At 72.1% G+C, this 25,360-nt stretch carries 27 protein-coding genes; 16 read left to right on the forward strand and 11 right to left on the reverse strand.

What is annotated here, in order from left to right; genetic code table 11:
* Positions 1 to 57: 57 nt before the first annotated feature.
* On the forward strand, positions 58 to 594 hold the full coding sequence (locus ASE25_RS07830) for a DUF4188 domain-containing protein (protein WP_056824531.1): 537 nt from the start codon (positions 58 to 60) through the stop codon (positions 592 to 594).
* On the opposite strand, the gene fgd is transcribed toward ASE25_RS07830, so the two are convergent.
* The 3 genes from fgd to ASE25_RS07845 form a co-directional block, all read right to left on the reverse strand.
* Entirely contained in the window at positions 587 to 1,594 is a 1,008-nt protein-coding gene (gene fgd / locus ASE25_RS07835) for a glucose-6-phosphate dehydrogenase (coenzyme-F420) (RefSeq protein ID WP_056824534.1), read from the reverse strand. The two genes, ASE25_RS07830 and fgd, sit on opposite strands and share 8 nt — an antisense overlap.
* A 72-nt stretch (positions 1,595 to 1,666) precedes the next feature.
* Positions 1,667 to 2,668, reverse strand: coding sequence for a peptidoglycan-binding protein (locus ASE25_RS23445; protein WP_082622759.1), 1,002 nt, complete (start codon positions 2,666 to 2,668; stop codon positions 1,667 to 1,669).
* Positions 2,669 to 2,845: 177 nt separating this feature from the next.
* Positions 2,846 to 3,598 carry an IclR family transcriptional regulator gene (locus ASE25_RS07845; RefSeq protein ID WP_020142814.1) on the reverse strand — a complete coding sequence of 251 codons (753 nt, stop codon included), beginning with the start codon at positions 3,596 to 3,598 and terminating at the stop codon, positions 2,846 to 2,848.
* A 153-nt stretch (positions 3,599 to 3,751) separates the two neighbouring features.
* On the opposite strand from ASE25_RS07845, the gene leuC reads away from it, so the two are divergent.
* The 3 genes from leuC (at position 3,752) to ASE25_RS07860 (ending at position 6,851) form a co-directional block, all read left to right on the forward strand.
* Positions 3,752 to 5,197, forward strand: coding sequence for a 3-isopropylmalate dehydratase large subunit (leuC, locus tag ASE25_RS07850; RefSeq protein ID WP_056770159.1), 1,446 nt, complete (start codon positions 3,752 to 3,754; stop codon positions 5,195 to 5,197).
* A 3-nt stretch (positions 5,198 to 5,200) separates the two neighbouring features.
* The gene (gene leuD / locus ASE25_RS07855) at positions 5,201 to 5,794 is read left to right on the forward strand and encodes a 3-isopropylmalate dehydratase small subunit (protein WP_056824537.1); all 594 of its coding nucleotides are present in this window, start codon (positions 5,201 to 5,203) and stop codon (positions 5,792 to 5,794) included.
* A 286-nt stretch (positions 5,795 to 6,080) separates the two neighbouring features.
* Entirely contained in the window at positions 6,081 to 6,851 is a 771-nt protein-coding gene (locus ASE25_RS07860) for an HU family DNA-binding protein (protein WP_056824540.1), read from the forward strand.
* 76 nt (positions 6,852 to 6,927) lie between these two features.
* On the opposite strand, the gene cofC is transcribed toward ASE25_RS07860, so the two are convergent.
* On the reverse strand, positions 6,928 to 7,797 hold the full coding sequence (gene cofC / locus ASE25_RS07865) for a 2-phospho-L-lactate guanylyltransferase (protein ID WP_056824542.1): 870 nt from the start codon (positions 7,795 to 7,797) through the stop codon (positions 6,928 to 6,930).
* Positions 7,798 to 7,911: 114 nt separating this feature from the next.
* On the opposite strand from cofC, the gene ASE25_RS07870 reads away from it, so the two are divergent.
* Together ASE25_RS07870 and ASE25_RS07875 are read left to right on the forward strand one after the other, a co-directional pair.
* Positions 7,912 to 8,712, forward strand: coding sequence for a 1-acyl-sn-glycerol-3-phosphate acyltransferase (locus ASE25_RS07870; RefSeq protein ID WP_056770146.1), 801 nt, complete (start codon positions 7,912 to 7,914; stop codon positions 8,710 to 8,712).
* A complete protein-coding gene (locus ASE25_RS07875) occupies positions 8,709 to 9,710 on the forward strand; it encodes an NAD(P)H-dependent glycerol-3-phosphate dehydrogenase (RefSeq protein WP_255358392.1) in 1,002 nt (333 codons plus the stop codon). Before ASE25_RS07870 ends, ASE25_RS07875 begins: the two co-directional genes overlap by 4 nt.
* 27 nt (positions 9,711 to 9,737) lie before the next feature.
* Here the strand turns inward: ASE25_RS07875 and ASE25_RS07880 are convergent, their stop codons facing one another.
* On the reverse strand, positions 9,738 to 10,823 hold the full coding sequence (locus tag ASE25_RS07880) for a PLP-dependent aspartate aminotransferase family protein (RefSeq protein WP_056824545.1): 1,086 nt from the start codon (positions 10,821 to 10,823) through the stop codon (positions 9,738 to 9,740).
* 49 nt (positions 10,824 to 10,872) lie between these two features.
* Between ASE25_RS07880 and ASE25_RS07885 the strand changes: the two genes are divergently transcribed.
* Positions 10,873 to 12,009, forward strand: coding sequence for a D-alanine--D-alanine ligase family protein (locus ASE25_RS07885; protein WP_056824548.1), 1,137 nt, complete (start codon positions 10,873 to 10,875; stop codon positions 12,007 to 12,009).
* Between the two features lie 57 nt (positions 12,010 to 12,066).
* Here the strand turns inward: ASE25_RS07885 and ASE25_RS07890 are convergent, their stop codons facing one another.
* Both ASE25_RS07890 and ASE25_RS07895 read right to left on the reverse strand, forming a co-directional pair.
* Entirely contained in the window at positions 12,067 to 12,462 is a 396-nt protein-coding gene (locus ASE25_RS07890) for a DUF3515 family protein (RefSeq protein ID WP_056824550.1), read from the reverse strand.
* 61 nt (positions 12,463 to 12,523) lie between these two features.
* The gene (locus tag ASE25_RS07895; protein ID WP_020142803.1) at positions 12,524 to 12,757 is read right to left on the reverse strand and encodes an Lrp/AsnC family transcriptional regulator; all 234 of its coding nucleotides are present in this window, start codon (positions 12,755 to 12,757) and stop codon (positions 12,524 to 12,526) included.
* A gap of 219 nt (positions 12,758 to 12,976) precedes the next feature.
* Between ASE25_RS07895 and thiL the strand changes: the two genes are divergently transcribed.
* A complete protein-coding gene (gene thiL, locus ASE25_RS07900) occupies positions 12,977 to 13,945 on the forward strand; it encodes a thiamine-phosphate kinase (RefSeq protein WP_082622760.1) in 969 nt (322 codons plus the stop codon).
* 202 nt (positions 13,946 to 14,147) lie between these two features.
* Here thiL and rpmB read toward each other — a convergent pair whose 3' ends face one another.
* Both rpmB and ASE25_RS07910 read right to left on the reverse strand, forming a co-directional pair.
* On the reverse strand, positions 14,148 to 14,336 hold the full coding sequence (gene rpmB / locus ASE25_RS22295) for a 50S ribosomal protein L28 (RefSeq protein WP_020142801.1): 189 nt from the start codon (positions 14,334 to 14,336) through the stop codon (positions 14,148 to 14,150).
* Positions 14,337 to 14,502: 166 nt separating this feature from the next.
* Entirely contained in the window at positions 14,503 to 15,285 is a 783-nt protein-coding gene (locus tag ASE25_RS07910; protein ID WP_082619322.1) for a fructosamine kinase family protein, read from the reverse strand.
* Positions 15,286 to 15,451: 166 nt separating this feature from the next.
* Here ASE25_RS07910 and ASE25_RS07915 point away from each other — a divergent pair, with 166 nt between their 5' ends.
* The 8 genes from ASE25_RS07915 to mutM all read left to right on the forward strand — a co-directional run bounded on the left by ASE25_RS07915 (position 15,452) and on the right by mutM (position 23,160).
* On the forward strand, positions 15,452 to 17,233 hold the full coding sequence (locus ASE25_RS07915) for a DAK2 domain-containing protein (protein WP_056824553.1): 1,782 nt from the start codon (positions 15,452 to 15,454) through the stop codon (positions 17,231 to 17,233).
* 1 nt (position 17,234) lies between these two features.
* The gene (locus ASE25_RS07920) at positions 17,235 to 19,496 is read left to right on the forward strand and encodes an ATP-dependent DNA helicase RecG (protein WP_082619321.1); all 2,262 of its coding nucleotides are present in this window, start codon (positions 17,235 to 17,237) and stop codon (positions 19,494 to 19,496) included.
* Position 19,497: 1 nt separating this feature from the next.
* Positions 19,498 to 20,079, forward strand: coding sequence for a 16S rRNA (guanine(966)-N(2))-methyltransferase RsmD (gene rsmD / locus ASE25_RS07925; RefSeq protein ID WP_056824556.1), 582 nt, complete (start codon positions 19,498 to 19,500; stop codon positions 20,077 to 20,079).
* Between the two features lie 55 nt (positions 20,080 to 20,134).
* Entirely contained in the window at positions 20,135 to 20,635 is a 501-nt protein-coding gene (gene coaD, locus ASE25_RS07930; protein ID WP_056770128.1) for a pantetheine-phosphate adenylyltransferase, read from the forward strand.
* 89 nt (positions 20,636 to 20,724) lie between these two features.
* Positions 20,725 to 21,300, forward strand: coding sequence for a DUF177 domain-containing protein (locus tag ASE25_RS07935; RefSeq protein ID WP_056770124.1), 576 nt, complete (start codon positions 20,725 to 20,727; stop codon positions 21,298 to 21,300).
* Between the two features lies 1 nt (position 21,301).
* A complete protein-coding gene (gene rpmF / locus ASE25_RS07940) occupies positions 21,302 to 21,496 on the forward strand; it encodes a 50S ribosomal protein L32 (RefSeq protein WP_020142793.1) in 195 nt (64 codons plus the stop codon).
* Positions 21,497 to 21,548: 52 nt separating this feature from the next.
* Positions 21,549 to 22,292, forward strand: coding sequence for a ribonuclease III (gene rnc / locus ASE25_RS07945; RefSeq protein ID WP_056770120.1), 744 nt, complete (start codon positions 21,549 to 21,551; stop codon positions 22,290 to 22,292).
* A 7-nt stretch (positions 22,293 to 22,299) separates the two neighbouring features.
* On the forward strand, positions 22,300 to 23,160 hold the full coding sequence (gene mutM, locus ASE25_RS07950; protein ID WP_056770117.1) for a bifunctional DNA-formamidopyrimidine glycosylase/DNA-(apurinic or apyrimidinic site) lyase: 861 nt from the start codon (positions 22,300 to 22,302) through the stop codon (positions 23,158 to 23,160).
* 69 nt (positions 23,161 to 23,229) lie between these two features.
* On the opposite strand, the gene ASE25_RS07955 is transcribed toward mutM, so the two are convergent.
* Together ASE25_RS07955 and ASE25_RS07960 are read right to left on the reverse strand one after the other, a co-directional pair.
* Positions 23,230 to 23,562: a hypothetical protein gene (locus tag ASE25_RS07955; RefSeq protein ID WP_056824558.1), complete on the reverse strand. Its 333-nt coding sequence runs from the start codon at positions 23,560 to 23,562 to the stop codon at positions 23,230 to 23,232.
* A 13-nt stretch (positions 23,563 to 23,575) separates the two neighbouring features.
* The gene (locus ASE25_RS07960; protein ID WP_056824561.1) at positions 23,576 to 25,333 is read right to left on the reverse strand and encodes a sodium:solute symporter family protein; all 1,758 of its coding nucleotides are present in this window, start codon (positions 25,331 to 25,333) and stop codon (positions 23,576 to 23,578) included.
* Positions 25,334 to 25,360 lie beyond the last annotated feature (27 nt).

Below are 25,360 nucleotides of genomic sequence, written 5' to 3' on the forward strand. Positions count from 1 at the left end.
ACTTTGGATAGTATGACTGTCCAAACTTGGATAGCACCACTATCCGAGAGGCGTGTCATGAGCGGTTTCGTCCACACGAGCCACACCCACGACGGCGAGCTCGCCGTCTTCCTCATCGGCATGCGGGTCAACCACCCGTGGCGCCCCGATCTCTGGGGTCCGGTGTTCGCCGCGATGCCGGGCATGATCAGCGAGCTGTATGCCGCCAAGGCCGCCGCCGCACGCGGGGACGGGCCCGACCTCGGTTTCCTCGAGGCCCGCACGCTTCTCGGCGCGGGAGGGCCCACCCTCGTGCAGTACTGGCGGGACGTCGAGTCGGTGTATGCCTACGCCAACGACCCCGAGCGACGCCACCGTCCGGCCTGGACGGCCTTCTACCGTCGGAGCCGAAGGGCGACCGGCGCCGTCGGCATCTGGCACGAGACGTATGCCGTCCCGGCCGGTGGGCACGAGAGCCTCTACGTCGGGATGCCGCCGACCGGGCTCGGCAAGGCCTTCGGCCTGACCGAGGACCGCAGCCGTCGACGGCACGCCCGGATCGGCCGGAGCGAGGTCGCCGCCGGCAGCGCCGCCCCGGAGGGCGCCGTCAGCTGAGCTCGCGCAGGCCGGGCAGCACGTCGGCCGAGAACTGCTCGAGGAACCGGCCCTGGTCGTGGCCGGGCGCGTGGAAGACGACGTGGTTGAAACCCCAGTCGACGTACTGGCGCACCGCGTCGACGGCCTCGGCCGGGTCGCTCGTGACGATCCAGCGCTTGGCGATCTCCTCGTCGGACAGCTCGTCGGCCAGGCGTTCCATCTCGACCGGGTCGTCGACGCCGTGCTTCTGCTCGGCGCTGAGCGACAGGGGCGCCCAGAAGCGCACGTTGTGCAGCGCCTGGTCGGGGTCACGGTCGTAGGAGAGCTTGATCTCGATCATCCGGTCGATGTCGTGACGCGTGCGCCCGGACTTGGCCAGACCCTCGTCGACGGCGGGCAGCAGCTTGTCCTCGTAGAGCTCGCGGCCCTTCCCGGAGGTGCAGATGAACCCGTCACCCGACCGGCCGGCATACCTCGCGACGAGCGGACCGCCGGCCGCGACGTAGACGGGGATGGGCTGCTCGGGGCGGTCGTAGACCGTCGCCGCGTGCGTCCGGTAGTAGTCGCCCTCGAAGTCGACACGCTCCTCGGTCCACAGCTTGCGCATGAGCGTCACGGCCTCTCGCAGCCGCGCGAAGCGCTCCTTGAACTCCGGCCACGGCGAGCCCGCGGCGCCGACGGCCACCTCGTTGAGGGCTTCGCCGGTGCCGATGCCGAGGACGATGCGTCCGGGGTTGAGGGCTCCCAGCGTGCCGAAGGCCTGCGCCACGACGGCCGGGTTGTAGCGGAACGTCGGGGTCATGACCGACGTGCCGAGCTGGATCCGCTCGGTGCGCTCGCCCGCGGCCGCGAGCCAGCTCATCGCGAAGGGGGCGTGGCCCTGCTGGTGCCGCCAGGGCTGGAAGTGGTCGGAGATGAAGGCCGAGTCGAGCCCGACCTGCTCGGCCTGCGTGGCCAACGTGACGAGGCCGCGCGGACCGAACTGCTCCGCGGACGCCTTCCAACCAACCTTGAGCACACCGACTCCTTCGGGCCGTGGGGGAGTGACCTCCGTCAGCCTACGTCGGGGTGCACAGGGGCCGTCGGGCCGTCACCAGTGGACGACGACCTGGTCGCCGATCCGCACCTCTCCGTAGAGCTGGATGAGCAGCGGCTTGTTGCGGACGTTGACGCAGCCGTGCGAGGCGCCGGCGTAGCCGAGGCGAGCGAAGTTCGAGGAGTAGTGCACGGCCTGGCCGCCGGAGAAGAACATCGAGTACGGCATGGGCGTGTGGTAGAGGTTCGAGATGACGTCGACCTTCTTCTTGTAGACGGAGAAGACGCCCTCGCGGGTGGGCAGCTCGTCGCTGCCGAACCGCACGTCGAAGCCGTACTGCGGCACGCCGTCGACGACCCAGGTGAGGCGCTTCGTCGACTTGCTGACGCACATGACTCGACCGGTCATGCAGCGCTCGTCGACGTCCCACGAGACGGACGAGGGGCTGGGCTCGACGGGCTTCGGCTTGACGTTGGCGAGCTCGTCGGTCGTCGGTCGGTGCGTCATCGACACGAGGCGGTCCCACGTGCGCTCGTCGAGCGTGCCGGTCGCGTCGAAGCCGCGCTTGGCCTGGAATCCACGGACTGCGGCGGTCGTCTTGCTGCCGTAGCGGTCGCTGACGTCGCCGTCGAACCAGCTCAGCTGTCGCAGCCGGGCCTGCAGGGAGCGCACCTTCGGGCCGGTGTCGCCGGCGCGGAGCATGATGACCGGTGCCGGCTCGGGCTCGGCCGTCGCGGAGGGAGTGGGTTTCGAGGGCTGCGTCGGCCGCGCCGGCGTCTGCTGCGTGGGCGTCGGCAGAGCGCTGGTCGGCGGCGTGACCGTGGACGGGGCGGCCGGCGGCGTCTCGACGGCGGTGCGAGTGGGGGTCTCGGTCGTGGGTGCCGGTGTGCCGGACGATCCGGACGTCGCGGTCTGGCCGACGCGCGTGGCGGCAGCCCCGATCGTCTGGTCCGGGCTGCAGGCCGTCGTCGCGGAGACGAGGGCCGCGAGGCCGACGAGCACGAGCGTGCGGCGCAGGCCGCCCGTGGCCTGGAGCGGTGAGGTGGCTGTCTGCATCGTGACCCCTTGTCTGAACGCGACGTGCCGTGCGTCGGTGCACTGCACTGAGGGTGACGCGACGACGCCCGGAATGGTTGTCCGGGTCGGGGTGTCGATCCGGATCGTGACCGATCCGTTGTGCACGGCCTGCCGTCCCCGACGCCGTTGTCGGGAGGCGGCCGGGAGCCGATGGGGTCAGGCGTTGTGCTGCTGCTGTTGCTGCTGCTGCATGGCGTGGTGGCGCCGCAGCACCTCGGTCAGCTTGTTGGCCCCGGCGACAACCGTGGCAGCGTGCAGCCGACCGGGCTGGCGCGAGAGGCGCTCGATGGGCCCGGAGATGGACACCGCGGCGACGACGCGACCCGACGGCCCGCGTACCGGGGCCGAGACCGACGCGACGCCCGCCTCGCGCTCGGCGACGCTCTGGGCCCACCCGCGACGGCGCACGCCGGACAGCGCGGTGGCCGTGAAGGCTGCACCCTGCAGGCCGCGGTGGAGCCGGTCGGGCTCCTCCCAGGCGAGCAGGACCTGCGCGGCCGAGCCGGCGAGCATCGAGAGCGTCGCGCCGACCGGGATCGAGTCGCGCAGTCCGACGGGCCGCTCGGCCGCGGCGACGCAGATGCGCTGGTCGCCCTGGCGGCGGAAGAGCTGCGCGCTCTCGTTCGTGTGGTCGCGCAGGGCGCCGAGCACCGGACCGGCTGCCGCGAGCAGACGGTCCTCGCCCGCGGCCGAGGCGAGCTCGCCGAGCCGCGGACCGAGCACGAAGCGTCCCTGCATGTCCCGCGACACGAGACGGTGGTGCTCGAGCGCGACGGCCAGACGGTGGGCCGTCGGACGCGCGAGCCCGGTGGCTCCGACGAGCTGGGCGAGGGTGGCCGGACCTGCCTCGAGAGCGCCGAGCACCGTGGCGGCCTTGTCGAGAACACCGACCCCTGAAGAGTTGTCCATGCACTGATACTGACGTCTCAGGCACTGAGACGTCAATCCACCAGGCCCACAAAAGGTTCAGGCTGGCCGAAGAGCGATGTCGCGACCAGGTCCTCGATGGCGCACGCGCTCGAGCACCGGAACGCCGCCGCGGAGGGAAGTCAGAGGGAAGTCATGGCAGGGACACTGGCCGAGAAGGTCTGGGACGCACACGTCGTACGTCGCGCCGACGGGGAGCCCGACCTCCTCTACATCGACCTCCACCTCCTCCATGAGGTGACCAGCCCCCAGGCCTTCGACGGGCTGCGGCTCGCCGGCCGGCCCGTGCGCCGCCCCGACCTGACGCTCGCGACCGAGGACCACAACGTCCCCACGACGCCCGGCCCGATCACCGACCCGGTGTCGAAGATCCAGGTCGAGACCCTCCGCCGCAACTGCGAGGAGTTCGGTGTCCGCCTCTATCCGATGGGTGACGCCGACCAGGGCATCGTCCACGTCGTCGGCCCGCAGCTCGGCCTGACGCAGCCGGGCATGACCGTCGTCTGCGGCGACAGCCACACCTCGACGCACGGCGCCTTCGGTGCGCTCGCCTTCGGCATCGGCACCTCCGAGGTCGAGCACGTGCTCGCCACGCAGACGCTGCCCCTCAAGCCCTTCCGCACCCTTGCCGTGAACGTGCGCGGCGAGCTGCCCGACGGCGTCACCGCCAAGGACATCGTCCTGGCCGTCATCGCCAAGATCGGCACCGGCGGTGGCCAGGGCTACGTCATCGAGTACCGCGGCGAGGCCATCGAGGCCCTGTCGATGGAGGCCCGGATGACGGTCTGCAACATGTCCATCGAGGCCGGCGCGCGCGCCGGCATGATCGCGCCCGACCAGACGACGTTCGACTACCTCGAGGGTCGCCCGCACGCCCCGACCGGCGCGGACTGGGACGCCGCGGTCGCGGAGTGGACCTCGCTGCGCACCGACGACGATGCCGTCTTCGACGCCGAGGTCGACCTCGACGCCGCCGAGCTGACCCCCTTCGTCACGTGGGGCACCAACCCCGGCCAGGGTCTGCCGCTCTCGGCGTCGGTGCCCGACCCCGAGGAGTTCGCCGACGAGAGCGACCGCCTCGCGGCCGCCAACGCCCTCGCCTACATGGGCCTCGAGCCCGGCACGCCGCTGCGCGACATCAAGGTCGACACGGTCTTCGTCGGCTCGTGCACCAACGGTCGCATCGAGGACCTGCGCGCGGCGGCCGCCGTCGTCCAGGGTCACCGGGTCGCCGACGGCGTCCGCATGCTCGTCGTCCCCGGGTCGGCCAAGGTGCGCCTCCAGGCCGAGTCCGAGGGGCTCGACAAGGTCTTCACCGAGGCCGGTGCCGAGTGGCGCCTGCCCGGCTGCTCGATGTGCCTCGGCATGAACCCCGACACCCTCGCCCCCGGCGAGCGCAGCGCGTCGACGTCCAACCGCAACTTCGAGGGCCGGCAGGGCAAGGGTGGCCGCACCCACCTCGTCAGCCCGCTCGTGGCGGCGGCGACCGCCGTCCGGGGCACGCTGTCGAGCCCCTCCGACCTCGACAGTGCCAGCCGGGCGCACGGCCAGCTGGCGTCCGCGACGACCGGGGAGGCCTGAGCCATGGATGCGTTCACGACCCACACGGGTATCGGAGTCCCGCTGCGCCGCAGCAACGTCGACACCGACCAGATCATCCCGGCCGAGTACCTCAAGCGCGTGACGCGCACCGGCTTCGAGGACGGCCTCTTCGCCGCCTGGCGCAAGGACGAGTCGTTCGTCCTCAACAACCCGGTGTATGCCAACGGCTCGGTCCTCGTGGCCGGCCCCGACTTCGGCACGGGGTCGAGTCGCGAGCACGCCGTCTGGGCGCTGATGAACTGGGGTTTCCGGGTCGTCATCAGCTCCCGCTTCGCCGACATCTTCCGCGGGAACAGCGGCAAGCAGGGCCTGCTCACGGCGATCGTGTCCCAGGACGACGTCGAGCTGATCTGGAAGTACCTCGAGAACAACCCCGGTGCCGAGATCTCGGTCGACCTCGTGGGTCGCGCGGTCCACGCCGGGGAGATCGTCGCACCCTTCGAGATCGACGACTACACGCGCTGGCGCCTCCTCGAGGGCCTCGACGACATCGGGCTGACCCTGCGACACGAGGATTTCGTCGCAGATTTCGAGTCGCACCGGGCGAGCCACAAGCCGGTGACGACTCCCGGCTGACGGCACCTTCCTGCGGCGCCCAGATTGTGCCTGAGAGTGAACGGATCCCCTTGTCAGACAGGGGGATCCGTTCTCGTTTCAGGGCGAATCGGACACGGCTCAGACGTCCCCGTGCCGTCCGAGAAGCCGCTCAGAACCCGTCAAACTCCTTGCGACACAACGAAAAACCCACCGACCGGTGATGGACGTGCCTGCCGTGGCGGCCTAACGTCAGGAGGTAGCCGGACCGGTTCCGGACGCACATCGTCGGGTCGCCTGACACCGACAGTCCTCTGGAGGGGAAGACGTGAACAAGGCAGAACTGATCGACGCGCTCGAGGTCAAGCTCGGCAGCAAGAAGGTCGCATCCGACGCGCTGGAGGCGTTCCTCGACGTCGTCATCCGCGAGGTCGCCAAGGGTGGCAAGGTCGGCATCACCGGCTTCGGCACCTTCGAGCGGGCCGACCGGGCCGCACGCACCGGCCGCAACCCCAAGACGGGGGCGACCGTGAGGATCAAGAAGACCCGCGTCCCCAAGTTCCGTTCGGGCACGAACTTCAAGGAGGTCGTGTCGGGCGCCAAGAAGCTCTCCAAGACCGAGTCGGCCGCCTCGCGCGCCTCCGCCGGCACCTCGGTGGCCGCGGCCCCGGCCACGCGGACGACGGCGAAGAAGACCGCCACCAAGGCCGCCCCGGCCAAGGCCGCGGCAAAGAAGACGACGACGAAGGCCGCTGCGACGAAGGCTGCGCCGGCCAAGCGCGCCACGGCGACCAAGGCCGCCCCGGCGAAGGCCGCGGCGAAGAAGACGACGACGAAGGCCGCTGCGACGAAGGCTGCGCCGGCCAAGCGCGCCACGGCGACCAAGGCCGCCCCGGCCAGGGCGGCGGCGAAGAAGACGACGACGAAGGCCGCTGCGACGAAGGCTGCGCCGGCCAAGCGCGCCACGGCGACCAAGGCCGCCCCGGTCAGGGCGGCGGCGAAGAAGACGACCACGAAGGCCGCTGCCACGAAGACCACGGCGGCCAAGAAGACGACGACGGCGCGCAAGGCGACGGCCAGGAAGACCGCCTCGAGGTGATGCCACGCGGCGCCCGGCACGGGCGTCGCCGGACGTGACGTGGGCCCGACCGGCGACGGTCGGGCCCACGCGTGCGTCAGCGGATGGGCTGGCCCGGCCCGACGCCCACGATGTGCAGCGCGATGACGAGGTCGTCGACGACCTCGACCGTGAGGCGCTGGCCGAGGCGCAGCAGGCGCAGGCCGCTCGCCTCGAACGCCGGTGCCTCGAAGCGCAGCTCGACGCCGTCGTCGCGCAGCACGCTCCCGGTGTGGGTCTCGGGGTCGAAGCGGTGGACGGTGGCCTGCATGCTCCTGATCCAACCAGATGCCCGGTGCTCGAGGACGGTGCGTGTCGCGGGGCCGAGCCCGAGCCGGCGCGCCCGCGCGAGGCTCCGTGCGTCGTCGACGTCGGTGCGCAATCGGGGGAGCGGCAGGTCCAGGCGCACCGCCCCGTCGGCCTCGTGACGCGCGGCGCTGTCGGTGCCGAACCGCGGCGTGAAGCCGCGGCCGCAGCGCAGGACCGTGCCCGTGCCGTCGGCGTCGGGCACGAACGACTCCTCGACGGACGCAGCGGCCTCGAGAGCCGACCGCAGCGAGGCGGCGTCGAGCGAGGGCACGTCACCGAGCAGGGCGGCCACGCGGGCGCCCGGCCCGGCGTGCCGCATACCGGCGGAGACGGCCTCGTTGAGCCCGGTGCCCGGGTCGGCCACGACGTGCACCCCACGCGTACGCCACCTGGCCGCCAGGCCCGCGTCGCTCGTCACGAGCACGAGGTGGTCCGGCCCGACGGCCGCGGCGGCCGCGGCGAGCGTGTCGGTCGCGATCGCGGCACTGAGCTCGGTGCGGTCCGAGCCGACGGCGCGGGCGAGGCGCGACTTGCCGTGGCTCGTGTCCTTGACGGGGACGACGACGTGCCAGCCGGCGGACGGCTCTGCCGGGGGGTGCGCGTGCGAGGAGGTCGTCATGCTGGCGATATCGTCCCACTCGCCGCCCTGCTGCTCGACACCGCGCCGTGAGGTGGACAAGATGAAGCCCAGCCACGTCGACCGGCGTGCGCACGACGAGGAGGACGTGACACCGTGACTGCCGGCGCACCCAAGAGGCGGTTGCCGTGGGCCTACCGGCTCGTGGCCCTCCTGCTCCGGCCGCTGCTGATGCGGGTCACCAAGCGCGACTGGCGCGGGCTCGAGAACATCCCGGTCGAGGGCGGCTTCGTCGTCTCGACGAACCACATCTCCTACGCCGACCCGCTCGTCTTCGCGCACTTCATGTTCGACAGCGGGCGCGAGGCCTACTTCCTCGGCAAGGACAGCCTCTTCGCGATCCCGTTCGTCGGCTGGCTCCTCAAGAAGTGCGGACAGATCCCCGTCTACCGCAACTCCGCCGCAGCGACCGACTCCTACCGGGCCGCGGTCGAGGGCGTGCGCGCCGGCAAGGCGCTCGGGATCTTCCCCGAGGGCACCATCACGCGCGACCCCGACCTGTGGCCGATGCGGGGCAAGACGGGCGCCGCCAGGGTCGCCCTCGAGACGCGCTGTCCCCTGATCCCGGTGGCGCAGTGGGGTGCTCAGGAGATCCTGTCCCCCTACGGCCACAAGCCCTCGCTCTTCCCGCGCAAGACGATGATGATGTACGCCGGTCCGCCGGTCGACCTGACCGACCTCTACGACCGCCCGATCGACACCAAGGTGCTGCGCGAGGCCACCGACCGGCTCATGGACCGCATCACCGGGCTGCTCGAGGTGCTCCGGGACGAGAAGCGTCCGACCGAGCGCTTCGACCCGCGCAGCCACGGCGTCCCCGAGATCGGTGACCCCCTCAAGCATCACGAGATCGGGCGCGCCAAGCGTCACCGCGGTCGGGACGGGAGTCCGTCGTGACGGCTCGCGTCGCCGTCATGGGCAGTGGCAACTGGGGCACGGCCTTCGGGATGATCCTGGCCGACGCCGGGTGCGACGTGACGATGTGGGCCCGTCGACCAGAGGTCGCCGACGCGATCAACGCCGGGCGCAACGACGCCTACCTGCCCGAGCTCGAGCTGCCGTCGGCCGTCCGCGCCACCGTCGACCCGGCCGAGGCCCTCCACCGGGCCGACGTCGTCGTGCTCGCCGTGCCCTCGCAGACGTTGCGCGACAACCTGACCCGCTGGGGCGCCTCGATCCCCACCGACGCCCCGGTCGTGTCGCTCATGAAGGGCGTCGAGCTCGGCACGACGATGCGGATGAGCGAGGTCATCGCCGAGGCCGCCGACATCGCGACCAACCGCATCGTCGTCGTGTCCGGCCCCAACCTCGCGCCCGAGATCGCCCGTCGCCAGCCGGCCGCGGGCGTCGTCGCGTGCCGTGACATGGCGACCGCCGAGCGCGTCGCCAGCGCCTGCGCGACCCCGTGGTTCCGGCCCTACACCGACACCGACGTCATCGGCGCCGAGGTGTGCGGGGCCACGAAGAACGTCGTCGCGCTCGCGTCCGGCATGGCCGAGGGGATGGGGTTCGGCGACAACACGAAGGCCACGATCATCACCCGTGGTCTCGCGGAGACGACGCGCCTGGGCCTGGCTCTCGGCGCGCACCCGCAGACCTTCATGGGCCTCGCCGGCGTCGGAGACCTCATCGCGACGTGCATGTCGCCGCTCTCGCGCAACCACAGCTTCGGCGTGCGGCTCGGGCGTGGCCGCACCGTCGAGGAGGCGACCGCCGAGCTGCGCACGACGACGGAGGGCGTCAAGTCGTGCGAGTCGATCCTCACGCTCGCCGGGCAGCACGACGTCGACATGCCGATCTGCGAGCAGGTCGTCGCCGTCATCCGTGACGGTCACTCGGCGAGCGAGGTCGGCCCGCGCCTCATGTCACGTGACCTCAAGGCCGAGAAGCACTGAGGGCGTATGCCGCCCGCCCGGCTCGCGTCAGGCGTGGTCGAGCGCCTGGGCGAGGTCGGCCCACAGGTCGTCGACGTGCTCGATGCCGACCGACAGCCGGACGAGGTTGACCGGCACCTGCTCGGACTCCGAGGGGTGACGCCGGCGGCGCTCGAGCTGTGACTCGACGCCGCCGAGGCTCGTCGCGTGCAGCCAGAGACGCGTCGAGGCGCAGACCCGCTCGGCGGCGTCCGCGTCACCGGCCACGTCGATCGAGACCATGGCGCCCGAGCCGGGGTAGCGCACGCGCTCCACGGCCGGATGGCCCTCGAGGCGGCGGGCCAGCTCGGCCGCGCTGGCGCTGGCCCGCTCGAACCGCACCGACAGCGTTCGCAGTCCGCGCAGCGCGAGGAAGACCTCCATCGGTCCGGCGATCGCCCCGTGCAGGGTGCGGTGGCGACGCAGCCGATCGCCGATCGCGCGCCCGCGCTCGGTGTCGGCGACGACGGTCGCGCCGAGCACGACGTCGCTGTGACCCGAGAGGTACTTGGTGACGGAGTGCACGACGACGTCGGCGCCGAGGGAGAGGGGCCGGCACAGCAGCGGGGTCGAGAGGGTGTTGTCGACGACGCTCGTCACGCCGAGCTCGCGTGACCGGGCGAGGACGACGTCGAGCTCGGTGACGTCCATGAGCGGGTTCGTCGGCGACTCGAGCCAGAGCAGGTCGGCCGACTCGAGGGCGGCGACGAAGCCGCCCGTGTCGGTGGCGTGCACGCGGACGACCGTGCCGCCGGCCTTCTCGTGGGCCACGAGCAGGTCGCCGGTGCCGTTGTACGTCGTGTCGGGGGCGACGACCGTGCCGCCGGCCGGGACGAGCGCGAGTGCCGCCGAGATGGCTCCCATGCCCGACGCGTGCACGAGCGCGTGACCGCCCTCGAGGCCGCCGAGCGCCTCCTCGAACGCGTTCCACGTCGGGTTGCCCGAGCGGGCGTAGTTGACGGGCCCGTCCGCGGCATACGTCGACGTCAGCTCGACGGCGACGTTCGCGGGCGAGCCGGGGGAGCGCTCGGGGCGTCCCGACGCCACGAGGAAGGTGTCGACGTGCAGGTGCTGCGAATCCGCTTCGGTGCCCACGCCCTCAGGGTACGAGGGGCCCCCACGGTCTTCGATAGAGTCTCGTCTGATGACCACGGACCAGCCCCAGCCCGACCTGCCGAGCCGCCCCCGCGTCGCCATCGTCTTCGGAGGGCGCTCCTCGGAGCACGCAGTCTCCTGCGCCACCGCTGCCGGGGTACTGCGCGCCATCGACCGCAGCAAGTACGACATCATCCCGATCGGCATCTCCCGCGACGGGCAGTGGGTCCTCGCGGCCGACGAGCCGAGCCGCTTCGAGCTGACGGCCGGGCGCACACCCGAGGTCGAGCCGAGCGCCGCCCACGTGGTGCTGCCGCTCTCGACGCGCGAGAGCTCGCTCACCTCGCTCGAGGCCGGCCGGCCGCCGCAGGAGCTCGGTCAGGTCGACGTCGTCTTCCCCCTGCTGCACGGGCCGTTCGGCGAGGACGGCACGCTCCAGGGCTTCCTCGAGCTCTCCGACGTCCGCTACGTCGGCTCCGGCGTCTTCGCCTCCGCCGCGGGCATGGACAAGCACTACATGAAGGTCGTCTTCGCCGGCCACGGGCTGCCCGTCGGGCCGTATGCCGTCATCACCGACCGCGCGTGGCGCACCGACCCGGCCGCCGCCATGGACGCCTGCGCCGGTCTCGCCTACCCGCTCTTCGTCAAGCCCGCCCGGGCCGGCTCGTCGATGGGGATCACCCGGGTCGACGACCCCGCCGAGCTCCAGGCCGCCATCGAGGTGGCCCGCGAGCACGACCCCAAGGTCCTCGTCGAGGCCGGGATCGCGGGCCGTGAGATCGAGTGCGCCGTGCTCGAGGGCCACGGCACGTCCGGGCCGCGCACGTCCGAGGTGGGCGAGGTCGCGGTCCACGACAACCACGGCTTCTACGACTTCGAGGCGAAGTACCTCGCCGAGGCCGACGTCGACCTCACCTGTCCCGCCGACGTGCCCGAGGAGATCTCCAAGGAGGTCCGACGGCTCGCCGCCGAGGCGTTCGAGTCGCTCGGCTGCGAGGGGCTCGCGCGCGTCGACTGCTTCTACACCGACGACGGCCGGGTGCTCATCAACGAGATCAACACGATGCCGGGCTTCACGCCGCACTCGATGTACCCGCGGATGTGGGCGGCCTCGGGCGTCGCCTACCCCGACCTCATCGACGAGCTGATCTCGCTCGCCCTCGAGCGGCGCACCGGCCTGCGCTGAACCGGGCCGACCGGGCACGTTCCGGGGACTGCCGGGTCGGCCACACGGCATACGCCCTCAGGAGCAGTGGCGACCGGTGGCCGGGAGGGACTTCGCGACGTCGGTGAAGGCCGGCAGCAGCAGCGGCACCGCGCCGTAGGCACCGGGGGCCAGCACCTCGATGGCCGGGTCGCGGCCGTAGGTCGTCGCCACCGACCCGTCGCTGAGGGGGCGCACCACCCAGTCGACGCCGTCGACGGTCACGCAGTCGTCGGTGGTCGGGCCGAGGGGGTCGAGCCCGCAGCGGGCGATGAGCGCCGGGTCGCCCCACGCCGCGACCGACCCGTCGTCGGGCTGCGTCGTCACCCTCGTGTGGCCGCTGACGTCACCGGGCCACCGGGCCGAGGCGCAGACCGGCGCCGACGCCTGGGGCGCGAGCGCCACCTCGGGGGCGCGGCTGCACGCGGACAGCACGACGGCGACGCCGATGAGCGCCGCCGTCGTGAGGTACGGGCGTCCGGTCAGGGGGCTGGCCTCAGACGTGGACGACCGTGCAGGTCAGGGTCCGGGTGATGCCGGGGACGTCCTGGAGCTTGGCGATGACGAGACGGCCGAGGTCGTCGACGTTGGAGGCCTCGACGCGGGCGATGACGTCGTAGGGACCCGTGACGTCCTCGGCGAGAGTCACGCCCGAGATGCCCGCGATCGCCTCCGCCACGCTCGCGGCCTTGCCGACTTCGGTCTGGATCAGGATGTAGGCCTGGACCACGTGTCACCTCACTGTGTGTCGATCGTTGGACGGTCGTGCACGGGCGCGATGCACTGGCCCGACCGCTCGGAACGGCAGGTCCCAGTGTGACTGCGACCGTGCCCTGACGCTACCTTGCCATGGGGCCTCACGTCCCATGGAAACCGGGGGCCTGAGACGGCCGTCCACCGAAAGGGTGTGTGATCCGTGCCGAACGGGCAGCGGCTCCAGCGTGGGCCGATGATGACGGGCGGGACGCCCTTGCGCGACCTCGACGAGGACGAGCTGCTCGGGCGCATCCTCCCGGCCTTCCCGGGCACCGACGAGCTGCTCGTGGCCCCGGGTGACGACGCCGCGGTGCTGCGCACGTCCGAGCGCACGATCGCCACGACCGACACCGTCGTCCTCGGCCGTGACTGGCTCGACGCGTGGTCCTCCGGCGCGGACATCGGGCACAAGGTCGTGGCCCAGAACCTCGCCGACGTCGCGGCGATGGGCGGCCGGCCCACGGGGATCCTCGTCACGCTCGTCGCCGACCCCGACCTGTCGCTGGAGTGGGTGCTCGACCACGTGGGCGGCCTGGCGCAGGCGTGTGCCGCCGCGGGCGTGGCCGTGCTCGGCGGAGACCTCTCGTCCGCGCCGCCCGGGGTCGTCATGGTGTCGGTCACGGCGCTCGGCCGCCTCGACGGCGAGCCGGTGCTCCGCTCGGGGGCGAGGCCCGGGGACGTCCTCGCCGTCCACGGGTCGCTCGGCCTCGCCGACGCGGGCCTGCGCCTGCTCCGGGCCGACGCCGTCGAGCGGCACCCGGTCGCGGTCGCCCGTCAGCGACGTCCCGACCCCCCGCTCGCCGCGGGGCCCGAGGCGGCGGCCGCCGGGGCCACGGCGATGCTCGACCTCAGCGACGGCCTGCTGCGCGACGGGGGGCGGATCGCCCGGGCCAGCCGCGTCGTCATCGACCTCGACCCGCGGGCGCTCGCCCCGGACGTCGACGCCCTGACCGAGGCCCTCGGGGCCGAGGCCGCGCTCGACTGCGTGCTGGCCGGCGGCGAGGAGCACTCGCTGCTCGCGACCTTCCCGCGGGGGTCTCTGCCCGTCGGCTGGCGGGCCATCGGGTCCGTCCGGGCTCCCGGGGCCGGTGAGGGTGCGGGCATCCTCGTCGGCGGCCGCGTCGTCACGCACACCGGCTGGGACCACTTCCGCGGCGCCTGACCGGAGCGGCAGGCGCGCGGCTCGAGGTGGGGCGCGAGATCGCGCAGCCCGTGCGCCCGGGCGACAGCGGGTGCGCGATCACCCGCACGACGAGGTATGCCGTCGCGTCCGGACGCGGCGGTCACCTCGACCCGCACCCGGCGGGCACGACGAAGGCCGGCCCCCTCGGGGGACCGGCCTTCAGCGTTGTGGTGAGGGACGTTCAGCGAACGACCTTGCCCGCCTTGAGGCAGGAGGTGCAGACGTTGAGTCGCTTCGGCGTCACACCGTCCACCAGCGTCCGAACGCGCTGGATGTTGGGGTTCCAGCGGCGCTTGGTGCGGCGGTGCGAGTGCGAGATGTTGTGACCGAAGCTCGGTCCCTTGCCGCAGACGTCGCAGTTGGCAGCCACGGGTATCTCCTGAAATTCGATGTTGACGAAGTGCTGAGCTCCACCACTGGATCGGGGCAGACGCACGAGGGCGCGCGTCACCCCGCAGTCACGGGGGGAACCGGTAAAGCGTAGCCGACGAGATGGTCGGACGACAAAACGGCGTGAGCACCCCACTGACCCCGCCTCACACGAAGGTCCGGGCCGTCTCGACGAGCTGGGCGGCATACGCAGGTCCGTGCGACGCCGCGTGCACGGCGAGCGGGTGCAGCTGGTGCAGGCCCACGAGCTCGCGCCACCCCGGGCGGAGTCCGGCGGCCTCCTCGTAGGCGGCGAGGACGCGACCCAGGCCCGGGCAGCCGAAGAGGGCCAGCATCGCGAGGTCGGTGAGGCCGTGGCCGCCGTGCGCGGCCGGGTCGATGAGGACGGCGCCGTCGGCCGTGAACACGACGTTGCCTGCCCACAGGTCGCCGTGGATGCGCGCCGGGGGTCGGTCGTCGTCGAGGTCGCCGGACGCCAGCCGGTCGCAGACGCGGTCGACGGTGCGGGCCCCGGCGGCGTCGAGGTGACCGCGGTCGAGGGCCCGGCGCACGAAAGGGCGCACCCGCTGCTCGGCGTAGAACAGGCCCCACGTCGGCGTCGGGTCGTTGCTCTGCGTCTGGCGCCCGATCCAGGCGGCACCGGTCCAGCCCGCCGGGGGAGACCCGAAGGCCGGCGCACCCGCAGCATGGGTCACGGCAAGACCCCGCCCGAGGGCCTCGGCCGCCTCCTCCGTCGGAGGAGAGGGGTGCAGCCGTGCGAGGTCGATGTGCCCGGCACCGACGCCGCGGACTTCGACGACGCGGGCGCCGCCGCGCTCCTGCGCCTCCCCGAGCCAGCGCAGGCCGGCCGCCTCGACCTCGAAGAAGCCGGCGGGGGCTGCGGGCCACGACTTCCGGTGGGTGGGGGCGGCGCTCGACACCGCGCCCACGCTAGTGGCCCGTCGTCCTCGGCGGTCCCTACCGTCCTGGGCGCGCCCACGACGCCGGTGCGGCACCGGACTGGTGCATGCGACCGTCCGGACGAGGCGCTAGCCTGCCGAGCATCGGCGAGCCGATCCCCAGGCCGATGGACACGCACGACGAGCAGGAGGTCCGATGCCCGGCGCAGCGCCGCCGCCCGACGGGCCGCTCAGCCTGCTCGACCTCGTCGCGGTCCGCCGGTGGGCCGTGCTGACACGGTCGCTCTTCGCGGCCCGCCGCGCCGAGATCGACGCCCTCAACGTCTTCCCCGTCCCCGACGGCGACACGGGCACGAACCTCTACCTCACCTTCGACGGCGCGGTCGAGCGCACCCTGGCCACCGCGGACGTCACGACGGCCGACGCGCTGCTCGCCGTCTTCGCCCGCCACCTGCTGTGGACCGCCCGGGGCAACTCCGGCGTCATCCTCAGCCAGCTGGCCCGCGGACTCGCCGAGGGCTGCGCCGGGGCAGCCGAGATCGACGGCCGCGTCCTCGCCGAGGGTCTGCAGCACGCAGAGCAGCGCGCCCGCCAGGCCGTGACGGACCCCAAGGAGGGGACCATCCTCACGGTGGCCCGCGCCATGGCCGAGGCCGCCGCCCGGGCCGCCGGGTCCACCGCCCCGGGGTCGTATGCCGTCACCGACGGCGCCGGCGACCCCGACCCGGGTGCCCCCGCAACAGGCGATGGACCCGTCGGCGTCCACGCCGTCGCGCTCGCAGCTCTCGACGCCTCCCGGGAGGCCCTCGAGCACACGCCCGAGCAGCTCGAGGTGCTGGCCCGCGCCGGCGTCGTGGACGCCGGGGGAGCCGGGCTCGTCGTGCTCCTCGAGTGCCTCGAGCGGGTCTGCGCCGGCCAGCGCGCTCGCTCCGGGTCCGACGCCTCCGACCGACGGGCCCGGCGCCGGCCCGACCCCCGGAGCGCGGCGCTCAGCGCGGCTCGACCGGCCGACGGCGCCGAGGCCCCCGGCATCCCGGAGTTCGAGGTGATGTACCTCCTGCGCGACTCCGACGACACGGCGGTGGACGCCCTGCGCGCCCGCCTCGTCGAGCTCGGCGACTCGGTGCTCGTCGTCGGCGGCGACGGGGAGTGGAACGTCCACGCCCACGTCGACGACGCAGGCGCCGCCGTCGAGGCCGGCATCGAGGCCGGCCGCCCGCACCGGGTGCGCATCACGCGCCTCACCGACGAGCACGGCCACGGCACTCGAGGTCCGCGGGTCGACAATGCCGGCACCTCGGCGGTCCGTGGTGCCGCGATCGTCGCGTGCGCCGCCGGCGTCGGTCTCGAGGGGCTCTTCGAGGACGCCGGCGCGGTCGTGGTCCGCTCCGGACCCGGTCGGCGCGCCTCGACCGGGGGTCTCATCGACGCCATCCGCCAGCAGCACGCACGCGGGGCCTCGGGCGTCGTCGTCCTGCCCAACGACGGCGACACGCTCCTGGCCGCTGCCGCCGCCGTGCGTGCGGTGGCCGATGACGGCATCGAGGCGCACCTCGTCCACGTCCGCACGGCCGTGCAGGGCATCGCCGCCCTCGCCGTCTTCGAGCCGACCGCCGCGGCGTCCGCCAACGTGCTCGCCATGCAGGCGGCTGCGTCGGCGACCCGACACGGCGCGGTCACCGTGGCCAACCGGGCGGCGCTCACGAGCGGCGGTCCGTGCGAGGCGGGTGACGTGCTCGGCGTCGTCGACGGTGACGTCGTCATCGTCGGCTCCGACCAGCTCGACGTCTCCCGGCAGGTCGTGCAGCGGCTGCTCGCGAGCGGCGGTGAGCTCCTGACGGTCGTGGCGGGTGTCGACGCGCCCGACGGCCTGCTCGAGGCCGTGACCGCCGAGGCCCGCGTCGCCCACCACGGCATCGAGGTCTCGCTCCTCGACGGTGGGCAGGCGGTCTACCCCGTGCTGCTGGGGGTGGAGTGAGGTGCCGGTGCTCACCGAGGACTCGCCGCTCACCAAGCTGCTCACCAAGCCCGACGCCGCCCAGCTGGCCCGCACCAAGGGCCTGCAGAGTGTCGGCGACCTGTTCGAGTTCGTGCCCCGGCGCTACGTGCGCCCCGGCCAGCTCACCGACCTGTCCTCGCTCCACGTCGGCGAGGAGGTCCTCGTGGTGGCCGAGGTCCGCACGGCGACCTCGCGGGCCATGCGCAACCGTCGAGGCAAGATGCTCACCGTCGTCATCGGCGACGACCACGGCAACGAGCTCGACGTGACCTTTTTCAGCGCCTTTGGCCACGAGAAGAAGCTGCTGCCCGGCGTGCGCGGGCTCTTCGTCGGGCAGATCGGCGCCTACGGCCGGCGGCTCCAGCTCACCCACCCGGAGTACGAGCTCTTCGACGACGACGAGCAGGGTGAGGCGACCGTCGAGTGGTACCGCACCCACCGCGTGCCGGTCTACTCGACGACGGGCAAGCTCAACTCCCTCAAGCTGCGCCGGCTCGTCCACCAGGCGCTCGACTCCGTCGACCGCGTCCGCGAGCCGGTTCCCGACGGCGTACGCGCCGCGCGGGGTCTCGTCGACCGCGCCGTCGCGCTGGAGCTCGTCCACCGACCCTCGCTCGACGACCAGCCGTCCCGTGGGCTCGACCGGCTCAAGTACGACGAGGCGTTCGTCCTCCAGGCGATCCTCGCCCAGCGCCGCAAGGCCGCCGAGTCCGAGCTCGCGACGCCGCGGCCTCCGCGTCCCGGCGGCCTGCTGGCCGCCTTCGACGCCCGGCTGCCCTTCGAGCTCACGGCGGGGCAGCGCGAGATCGGCGAGGTGCTCACGACCGAGCTCGCGTCCGACCGGCCGATGCACCGGCTCCTCCAGGGCGAGGTCGGCTCGGGCAAGACGGTGGTTGCGCTGCGGGCCATGCTCGCCGCCATCGACGCTGGCGGCCAGGCCGCCCTGCTCGCCCCCACCGAGGTCCTGGCGGCTCAGCACCACCGCTCGATCACCGCGATGCTCGGCGACCTCGCGCAGGGCGGCATGCTCGGCGGTTCGGAGTTCGGGACCACCGTGGCGCTGCTCACCGGGAGCCAGAACACCGCGACCCGCCGTCGCTCCCTGCTCGACGCGGCCTCCGGCGAGGCCGGCATCGTCGTCGGCACCCACGCGCTCATCCAGAAGCACGTCCAGTTCGCGGACCTCGCCCTCGTCGTCGTCGACGAGCAGCACCGCTTCGGCGTCGAGCAGCGGGACGCCTTGCGCGAGAAGGGCATCCGGCCACCTCACGTGCTCGTCATGACGGCCACCCCGATCCCGCGCACCGTCGCGATGACGGTCTTCGGCGACATGGAGACCTCGACGCTGCGTGAGCTGCCGCGCGGTCGTTCGCCCATCACGACGCACGTCGTCGACGCAGACCGGCCCGGCTGGGTCGACCGCACGTGGCAGCGCGTCGCCGAGGAGGTCGCCAAGGGCCACCAGGCCTACGTCGTCTGCCCGCGCATCGGTGACGTCGACGACGAGGCCGCTGCCGCCCCGGGCAGCGGCGCCACCTCCCGCGACACGTCCGACGAGGACGCCGGCTGGGAGACCCACTGGGAGGGGGACGAGGGCGAGGTCGAGGGCGACGCCCCCGAGCGGGAGCTGACCGGCGTCTACGCGATGCTCAGCACGCTGCGCGCCAACCCGGCCCTCGACGGCACGCGTATCGGCGTGCTCCACGGCCGGCTCGACCCCGACGCCAAGGACGCCACGATGCGTGCCTTCGGGGACGGCGAGATCGACGTCCTCGTCGCCACGACGGTCATCGAGGTCGGCGTCGACGTGCCGAACGCTTCGGTCATGGTCGTCGTCGACGCCGACCGGTTCGGCATCTCCCAGCTGCACCAGCTGCGGGGTCGTGTCGGCCGTGGTGCGGTGCCCGGGCTCTGCCTGCTCATGACCCAGGGTGCGGGGGAGCGTGCCGCCGAGCGCCTCGACCAGGTCGCCGCGACGACCGACGGCTTCGAGCTGGCCCGCGCCGACCTGCTCCTGCGCCGCGAGGGCGACGTGCTCGGGGCGCGCCAGAGCGGCCGGGGCAACTCCGTGCGTCACCTGCGCCTCGGCAGGCTCGAGGACGAACAGATCATCGCCGACGCCCGCGAGGACGCCTTCGCGCTCGTCGACGCCGACCCCGGGCTGCGCGAGCACCCGGCGCTCGCCGCCGCGGTCGCGATGCGGCTCGACGAGGAGCAGGCCGTATGGCTCGAGCGGGGCTGACATGACACGGATCATCAGCGGCACGGCAGGCGGTCGTCGCCTCCAGACGCCGCCCGGGTCCTCGACCCGACCCACGTCTGACCGGGTCCGCGAGGCGCTCTTCAGTCGGCTGGAGCACCGGGGGCTGCTCGAGGGCGCGTGCGTGCTCGACCTCTACGCCGGGTCCGGTGCGCTCGGCCTCGAGGCCGCGAGCCGCGGCGCCGCGCAGGTCCTGCTCGTCGAGTCGCGCCAGGCTGCCGCGAAGGTCATCCGCGCCAACGTCGGCGTCATCGGGCACCCGGCCGTCCGCGTCGTCGCCGACACCGTCGAGCGCGCCCTCGCCGCCGGCCCACCCGCCGGCGTACGGATGGACCTCGTGCTCATCGACCCGCCCTACGACGTGCCCGAGGACGCCCTGGCGGCCGTGCTCGCCGCGCTCGTCGGGTACCAGTGGCTCGCGCGTGACGCGTTCGTCGTCGTCGAGCGCTCGAGCCGCTCACCGCAACCGACGTGGCCCGAGGGGCTCGAGCTCTCCGGCGAGAAGCGCTACGGCGAGACCGCGATGTGGTTCGCCGAGCCGCCGCCGAGCGACGTCGTCGCGTGACCCCGTGGAGCGAGGTTCACGCGACGTCGGGGACCCGGAAGGTAGGTTGGGCCGCGTGACGAGCGAAGCGCGCCGCTGTGTCTGCCCCGGCTCCTACGACCCGATCACCAACGGTCACGTCGACGTGGTGACCCGGGCCAGCAGGTTGTTCGACGAGGTCGTCGTCGCGATCCTGCACAACCCGAGCAAGCACGGCACGTTCGACATCGAGGAGCGCACCGCCCTCATCGAGCAGTCCGTCGGCCACCTGCCCAACGTCCGGATCGGCGCCTGGGCCGGCACCCTGGTCGTCGACGTGTGTCGCGAGGTCGGAGCGGCGACGATGGTCAAGGGGCTGCGGGGCGGCACGGACTTCGCCTACGAGCTGCCCATGGCGCACATGAACCACCACCTCACCGGCGTCGAGACGCTCTTCATCGCTGCCGACCCCACGCTCCAGCACGTCTCGAGCTCGCTCATCAAGGAGGTCGCGCGCTACGGCGGCGACGTCAGCGGCCTCGTGCCGGACCCGGTCCTGGCGGCGCTGATCGAGCGGCTGGGGGAGCGTTCGGGCTGATTTGGGCGCACGGCGCGCCTCTAGTAGCCTTGGAGGTCGGTCCACGTCCGTCTTGGCGCGGGCCGAATCCTCAACTGTGCGCAGGAGTCATGGACCGTCCCGATCCCCGTTCTCCTCTGGTGCTCGACACCAGAGAGCTTGTTCGGCGACCGGGCACGATGCACGAGATCTCGCGCACGGTGACGTTGCCCGACGACCTCGGAACCGACGTCATCTCGATCCAGACCGGTCAACCGGTCCAGGTCGAGGTGCGCCTCGAGTCCGTCGTCGAAGGTGTCCTCGTCACGGGTTCGGCCAGTGGCACGGCGACCGGCGCCTGCGTGCGGTGCCTGGATCCTCTCGAGCTCGATGTCGAGGGGACCTTCCAGGAGCTGTTCGCCTACGCCGACCGGGCGGCGCACCACCACGAGGTGGGAGCCGACTCGGACGAGGACGAGGTGCACGAGCTGGTCGGTGACCTCATCGACCTCGAGCCCGTGCTCCGGGACGCTGTCGTGCCGACGCTGCCGTTCCAACCGGTGTGTCGGCCTGACTGCCCGGGGTTGTGTTCCGAGTGTGGGATGCACCTCGCGGAGGACCCGGACCATCATCATGAAGTGATCGACCCGAGGTGGTCGTCCCTCAGCGGACTGCTGGGGAACGACCCGCAAGAGAAGAGGAACTGACGTGGCTGTCCCGAAGCGGAAGATGTCGCGCTCCAACACCCGTTCGCGTCGCGCGAACTGGAAGGCAACGCCGACGACGCTCACCACGTGCCCCCAGTGCGGTGCGGCGACCCAGCCGCACATCGCGTGCCCCTCGTGTGGCACGTACAAGGGCCGTCACTACGCCGCTGCCGAGCGCACCGAGCACCAGGCCTGATCACCCCGTGAGCAGCCCCGTGAGCAGCCTTGGTGCTGGGGGTGTTCCGGCGGTGCCGCAGCGGCCCGTCGATGCTCTGATCGCCCACCTCCGTGAGGTGGTCGGCCAGGACATCGACGAGCCGCTGCTCCTGCGTGCCCTGACGCACCGGTCGTACGCCTACGAGAACGGTGGCCTGCCCAACAACGAGCGCCTCGAGTTCCTCGGGGACTCCGTGCTGGGCCTCGTCGTCACCGAGTCGCTCTATCGTGAGCACCCCGACCTCGCGGAGGGGCAGCTCGCCAAGCTGCGCGCCGCCGTCGTCAACATGCGGGCGCTTGCCGACGTCGCCCGGGTCTTCGACCTCGGGCAGTACGTCATGCTCGGCAAGGGTGAGGAGGCCACCGGTGGCCGCGACAAGGCCTCGATCCTGGCCGACACGCTCGAGGCCCTCATCGGCACCGTGTTCCTGTCGACCGACATCGACTTCGCCGCGCGCTTCGTGCACCACCACTTCGATCCCCTGATCGAGGAGGCCGCCACGCTCGGCGCCGGTCTCGACTGGAAGACGAGCCTGCAGGAGATGGCGGCCGGCTCGGCCCTCGGCTCGCCCGAGTACCGCGTCAGCGAGCAGGGGCCCGACCACGAGAAGGAGTTCCACGCCCGCGTCGTCGTCGGCGAGGAGGTCCTCGGCGAAGGTCGCGGCCGCTCGAAGAAGGAGGCCGAGCAGAAGGCCGCCAAGGAGGCCTGGCACGCGCTCGACGGTCGTCGCAGCGCCTCCGTGTCGTCGGCGGCCACGGGCCAGACGCAGGCCTGAGCCGCGCGTGCCGGAGCTGCCCGAGGTCGAGGTCGTCCGCCGCGGCCTCGCCGACCACGTCGTGGGTCGCCACGTCACGCGTGCCCGGGTCACGGGCGTCCGCGTCGCGCGTCGTCACGACGCTGGGCCGGAGGACCTCGCGGCGCGACTGCACGACGTGACCGTCACCGCGGCCTCGCGTCGCGGCAAGTACCTCTGGCTCGCCCTCGACGGCGAGGACGCGCTCATCGTGCACCTCGGGATGAGCGGGCAGATGCTCGTCGAGCCCGCTGACGCTCCGCTCGAGAAGCACTGCCACGCCCGCTTCGACTTCGCCGACGGCGGGCCGCAGCTGCGCTTCGTCGACCAACGCACCTTCGGCGGCCTCGCCCTGTCGCCGCTGCGTCCCGACGGCATCCCCGAGTCCGTCGCCCACATCGCTCCCGACCCCTTCGAGCCGGTCTACGACCAGGCGGCCGTCGTGCGGCGGATGAAGCAGCGCGACAGTGCGGTCAAGCGGGCCCTGCTCGACCAGTCGCTCGTGTCCGGCATCGGCAACATCTACGCCGACGAGGCGCTCTGGCGCGCCAAGGTGCACGGCGAGCGGCTGTGCTCGTCGCTGACCAAGCCGACGCTCTCCGCCGTCCTCGACCGAGCACGCGAGGTCATGGCGGAGGCGCTCGGTCAGGGCGGCACGAGCTTCGACTCGCTCTACGTCAACGTCAACGGGGCGAGCGGCTACTTCGACCGGTCGCTCCATGCGTACGGCCGCGCGGGCACGCCCTGCGACCGCTGCGGCACGATCATGCGGCGCGAGCAGTTCATGAACCGCTCGTCCTTCTCGTGCCCCGTCTGTCAGCCTCGCCCGAGACGCCGGGGCCCGTCCTGACCGTCGGGGACGGTGGACGGGCCGCGGCGTTCTCGTCAGGTCGGTCCGTCGGCGAACCGTGCCGTTCGTTCAGCTCCCGGTCGGGCGACGCTTCGGCGCGGGACGCACCGGGTCGTCGTCGACGGGCTCGACGTGCTCGGGCACGACGATCGGCTTGATCCGCGCCCAGACGAAGAAGAACGCGCTCATGAGGAGCAGCACGATGCCGGCCCACAGGTTGGCGTTGACGCCGCCGGTCTTCTGCAGCGCCTGGTCCCCGAAGATCCCCATGACGAGGAGGATCAGGCCGTAGAGGCCCAGCAGGGCGCCGATGAAGTTGCGGATGTCGAAGGCGCCCGCGGTGTGCTTCTCGCCCCGCTTCCCGTCCGGGTCAGGTGCGTCGAGCCGGTGTTGGTCACTCATGTCGAGACTCCTGTCAGAACAAGAAGTTGAGGATGATGACGAGGCCGAGGGAGATGCCGGCCAGGGGAAGGGTGCGGCGGAACCACGGCATCGTGCGCTCCTGGGGGTCGACGAGCTCCTCTCTCGGCGTCTCGGAGTAGACGAGACCGCGCAGCTCGGAAGACGGCTTGGGCTCGGTCACGAGCGACACGCCGACGCTGAGCACGATGTCGACGACGAACGCCGCGGACGCCGCGACGAACGCGGCGCCCTGGCCGCTCAGGGGGATGACCCCGAGGCTCGCCGACCCGAAGCCGTCCTCGCTGAGGAACGCGACGAGCACGGCCGAGAGCGTGCCGGCCGTCAGGCCGACCCACCCGGCGGTTGCCGTCATGCGCTTCCAGAACATGCCGAGGATGAAGGTCGCGAACAGTGGTGCGTTGAAGAACCCGAACAGCGACTGGAGGTAGTCCATGACGTTGCTGAAGGAGCTGGCGATGGTGGCCGTGAAGATCGCGATGACCGTCGCTCCCACGGTGGCCAGACGGCCGATGCGCAGGTAGTAGTCGTCGCTGTGGTCCTTGCGGATGTAGCGCTGCCACAGGTCGTAGCTGAAGACGGTGTTGAACGCCGAGATGTTGGCCGCCATGCCGGCCATGAAGGCGGCGAGCAGTCCGGCTATCGCGACGCCGAGCAGCCCGTTGGGCAGGATGTCGCGCATGAGCAGGAGGAGTGAGTCGTTGTACTTCACGCCCTCGCCCGATGCGCCGCCCGGCGGGGTGCCGCCCGCCTTGAGCTCGCCGATCTCCTTGACGAGCACGGCGGCGACCATGCCGGGGATGATGACGAGGAAGGGCACGAACATCTTGGCGAACGACCCGATGATGGGTGTCTTGCGAGCCGCCGACATCGAGTTGGAGGCCATGGCCCGCTGCACCTCGACGAAGTTCGTCGTCCAGTAGCCGAAGGACAGGACGAAGCCCAGGCCGAAGACGATGCCGACGACCGACCAGAACGGCGAGTCGAAGCCCGAGAGCGCCTGGCCCGGCCACGAGTGGAGCTGCTGCTCGGCCGACGGGACGCCCGCCGACGCCGGAGCCGACGTGGCGAACTCCGTGACCTTGTCCTTGAGGCCCTGGTAGCCGCCGACGCGGTGCAGGCCGATCAGGGTCAGCGGCAGCAGGGCGGCCACGATGACGAAGAACTGGAGCACCTCGTTGTAGATCGCGGCCGACAGGCCACCGAGCGTGATGTACGACAGGACGATCGCGGCGGCGACGAGCAGCGCCACCCAGAGCGGCCAGCCGAGCAGCGCGTGCACGATCGAGCCGAGCAGGTAGAGGTTGACGCCGGCGATGAGCAGCTGCGCGACGGCGAAGCTGATCGAGTTGACGAGGTGGGCACCGGTGCCGAAGCGGCGGAACATGAACTCGGGGACCGAGCGCACCTTGGAGCCGTAGTAGAAGGGCATCATCACGACGCCGAGGAAGAGCATGGCGGGGATGGCCCCGACCCAGAAGTAGTGCACGGTCGAGATGCCGAGCTCGGCACCGTTGGCCGACATGCCCATGATCTCGACGGCACCGAGGTTCGCCGAGATGAAGGCGAGGCCGGTGACCCAGGCCGGCAGCGACCGGCCGGAGAGGAAGAAGTCGATGGAGTCGGACACCGCGCGCCTCGCCATGACCCCGATGCCGAGGACGAAGACGAAGTACAGGGCGATGATGACGTAGTCGACCGGTTTGGCGCTGATGAGGGCGTCCGCCGTGGGCAGACCCGCCAGTGCGTGCATGCGTTCAGTCCCTTCGTTGAGCGACGA

The organism is Terrabacter sp. Root85, from assembly GCF_001429185.1.
Classification (GTDB): Bacteria; Actinomycetota; Actinomycetes; order Actinomycetales; family Dermatophilaceae; genus Terrabacter.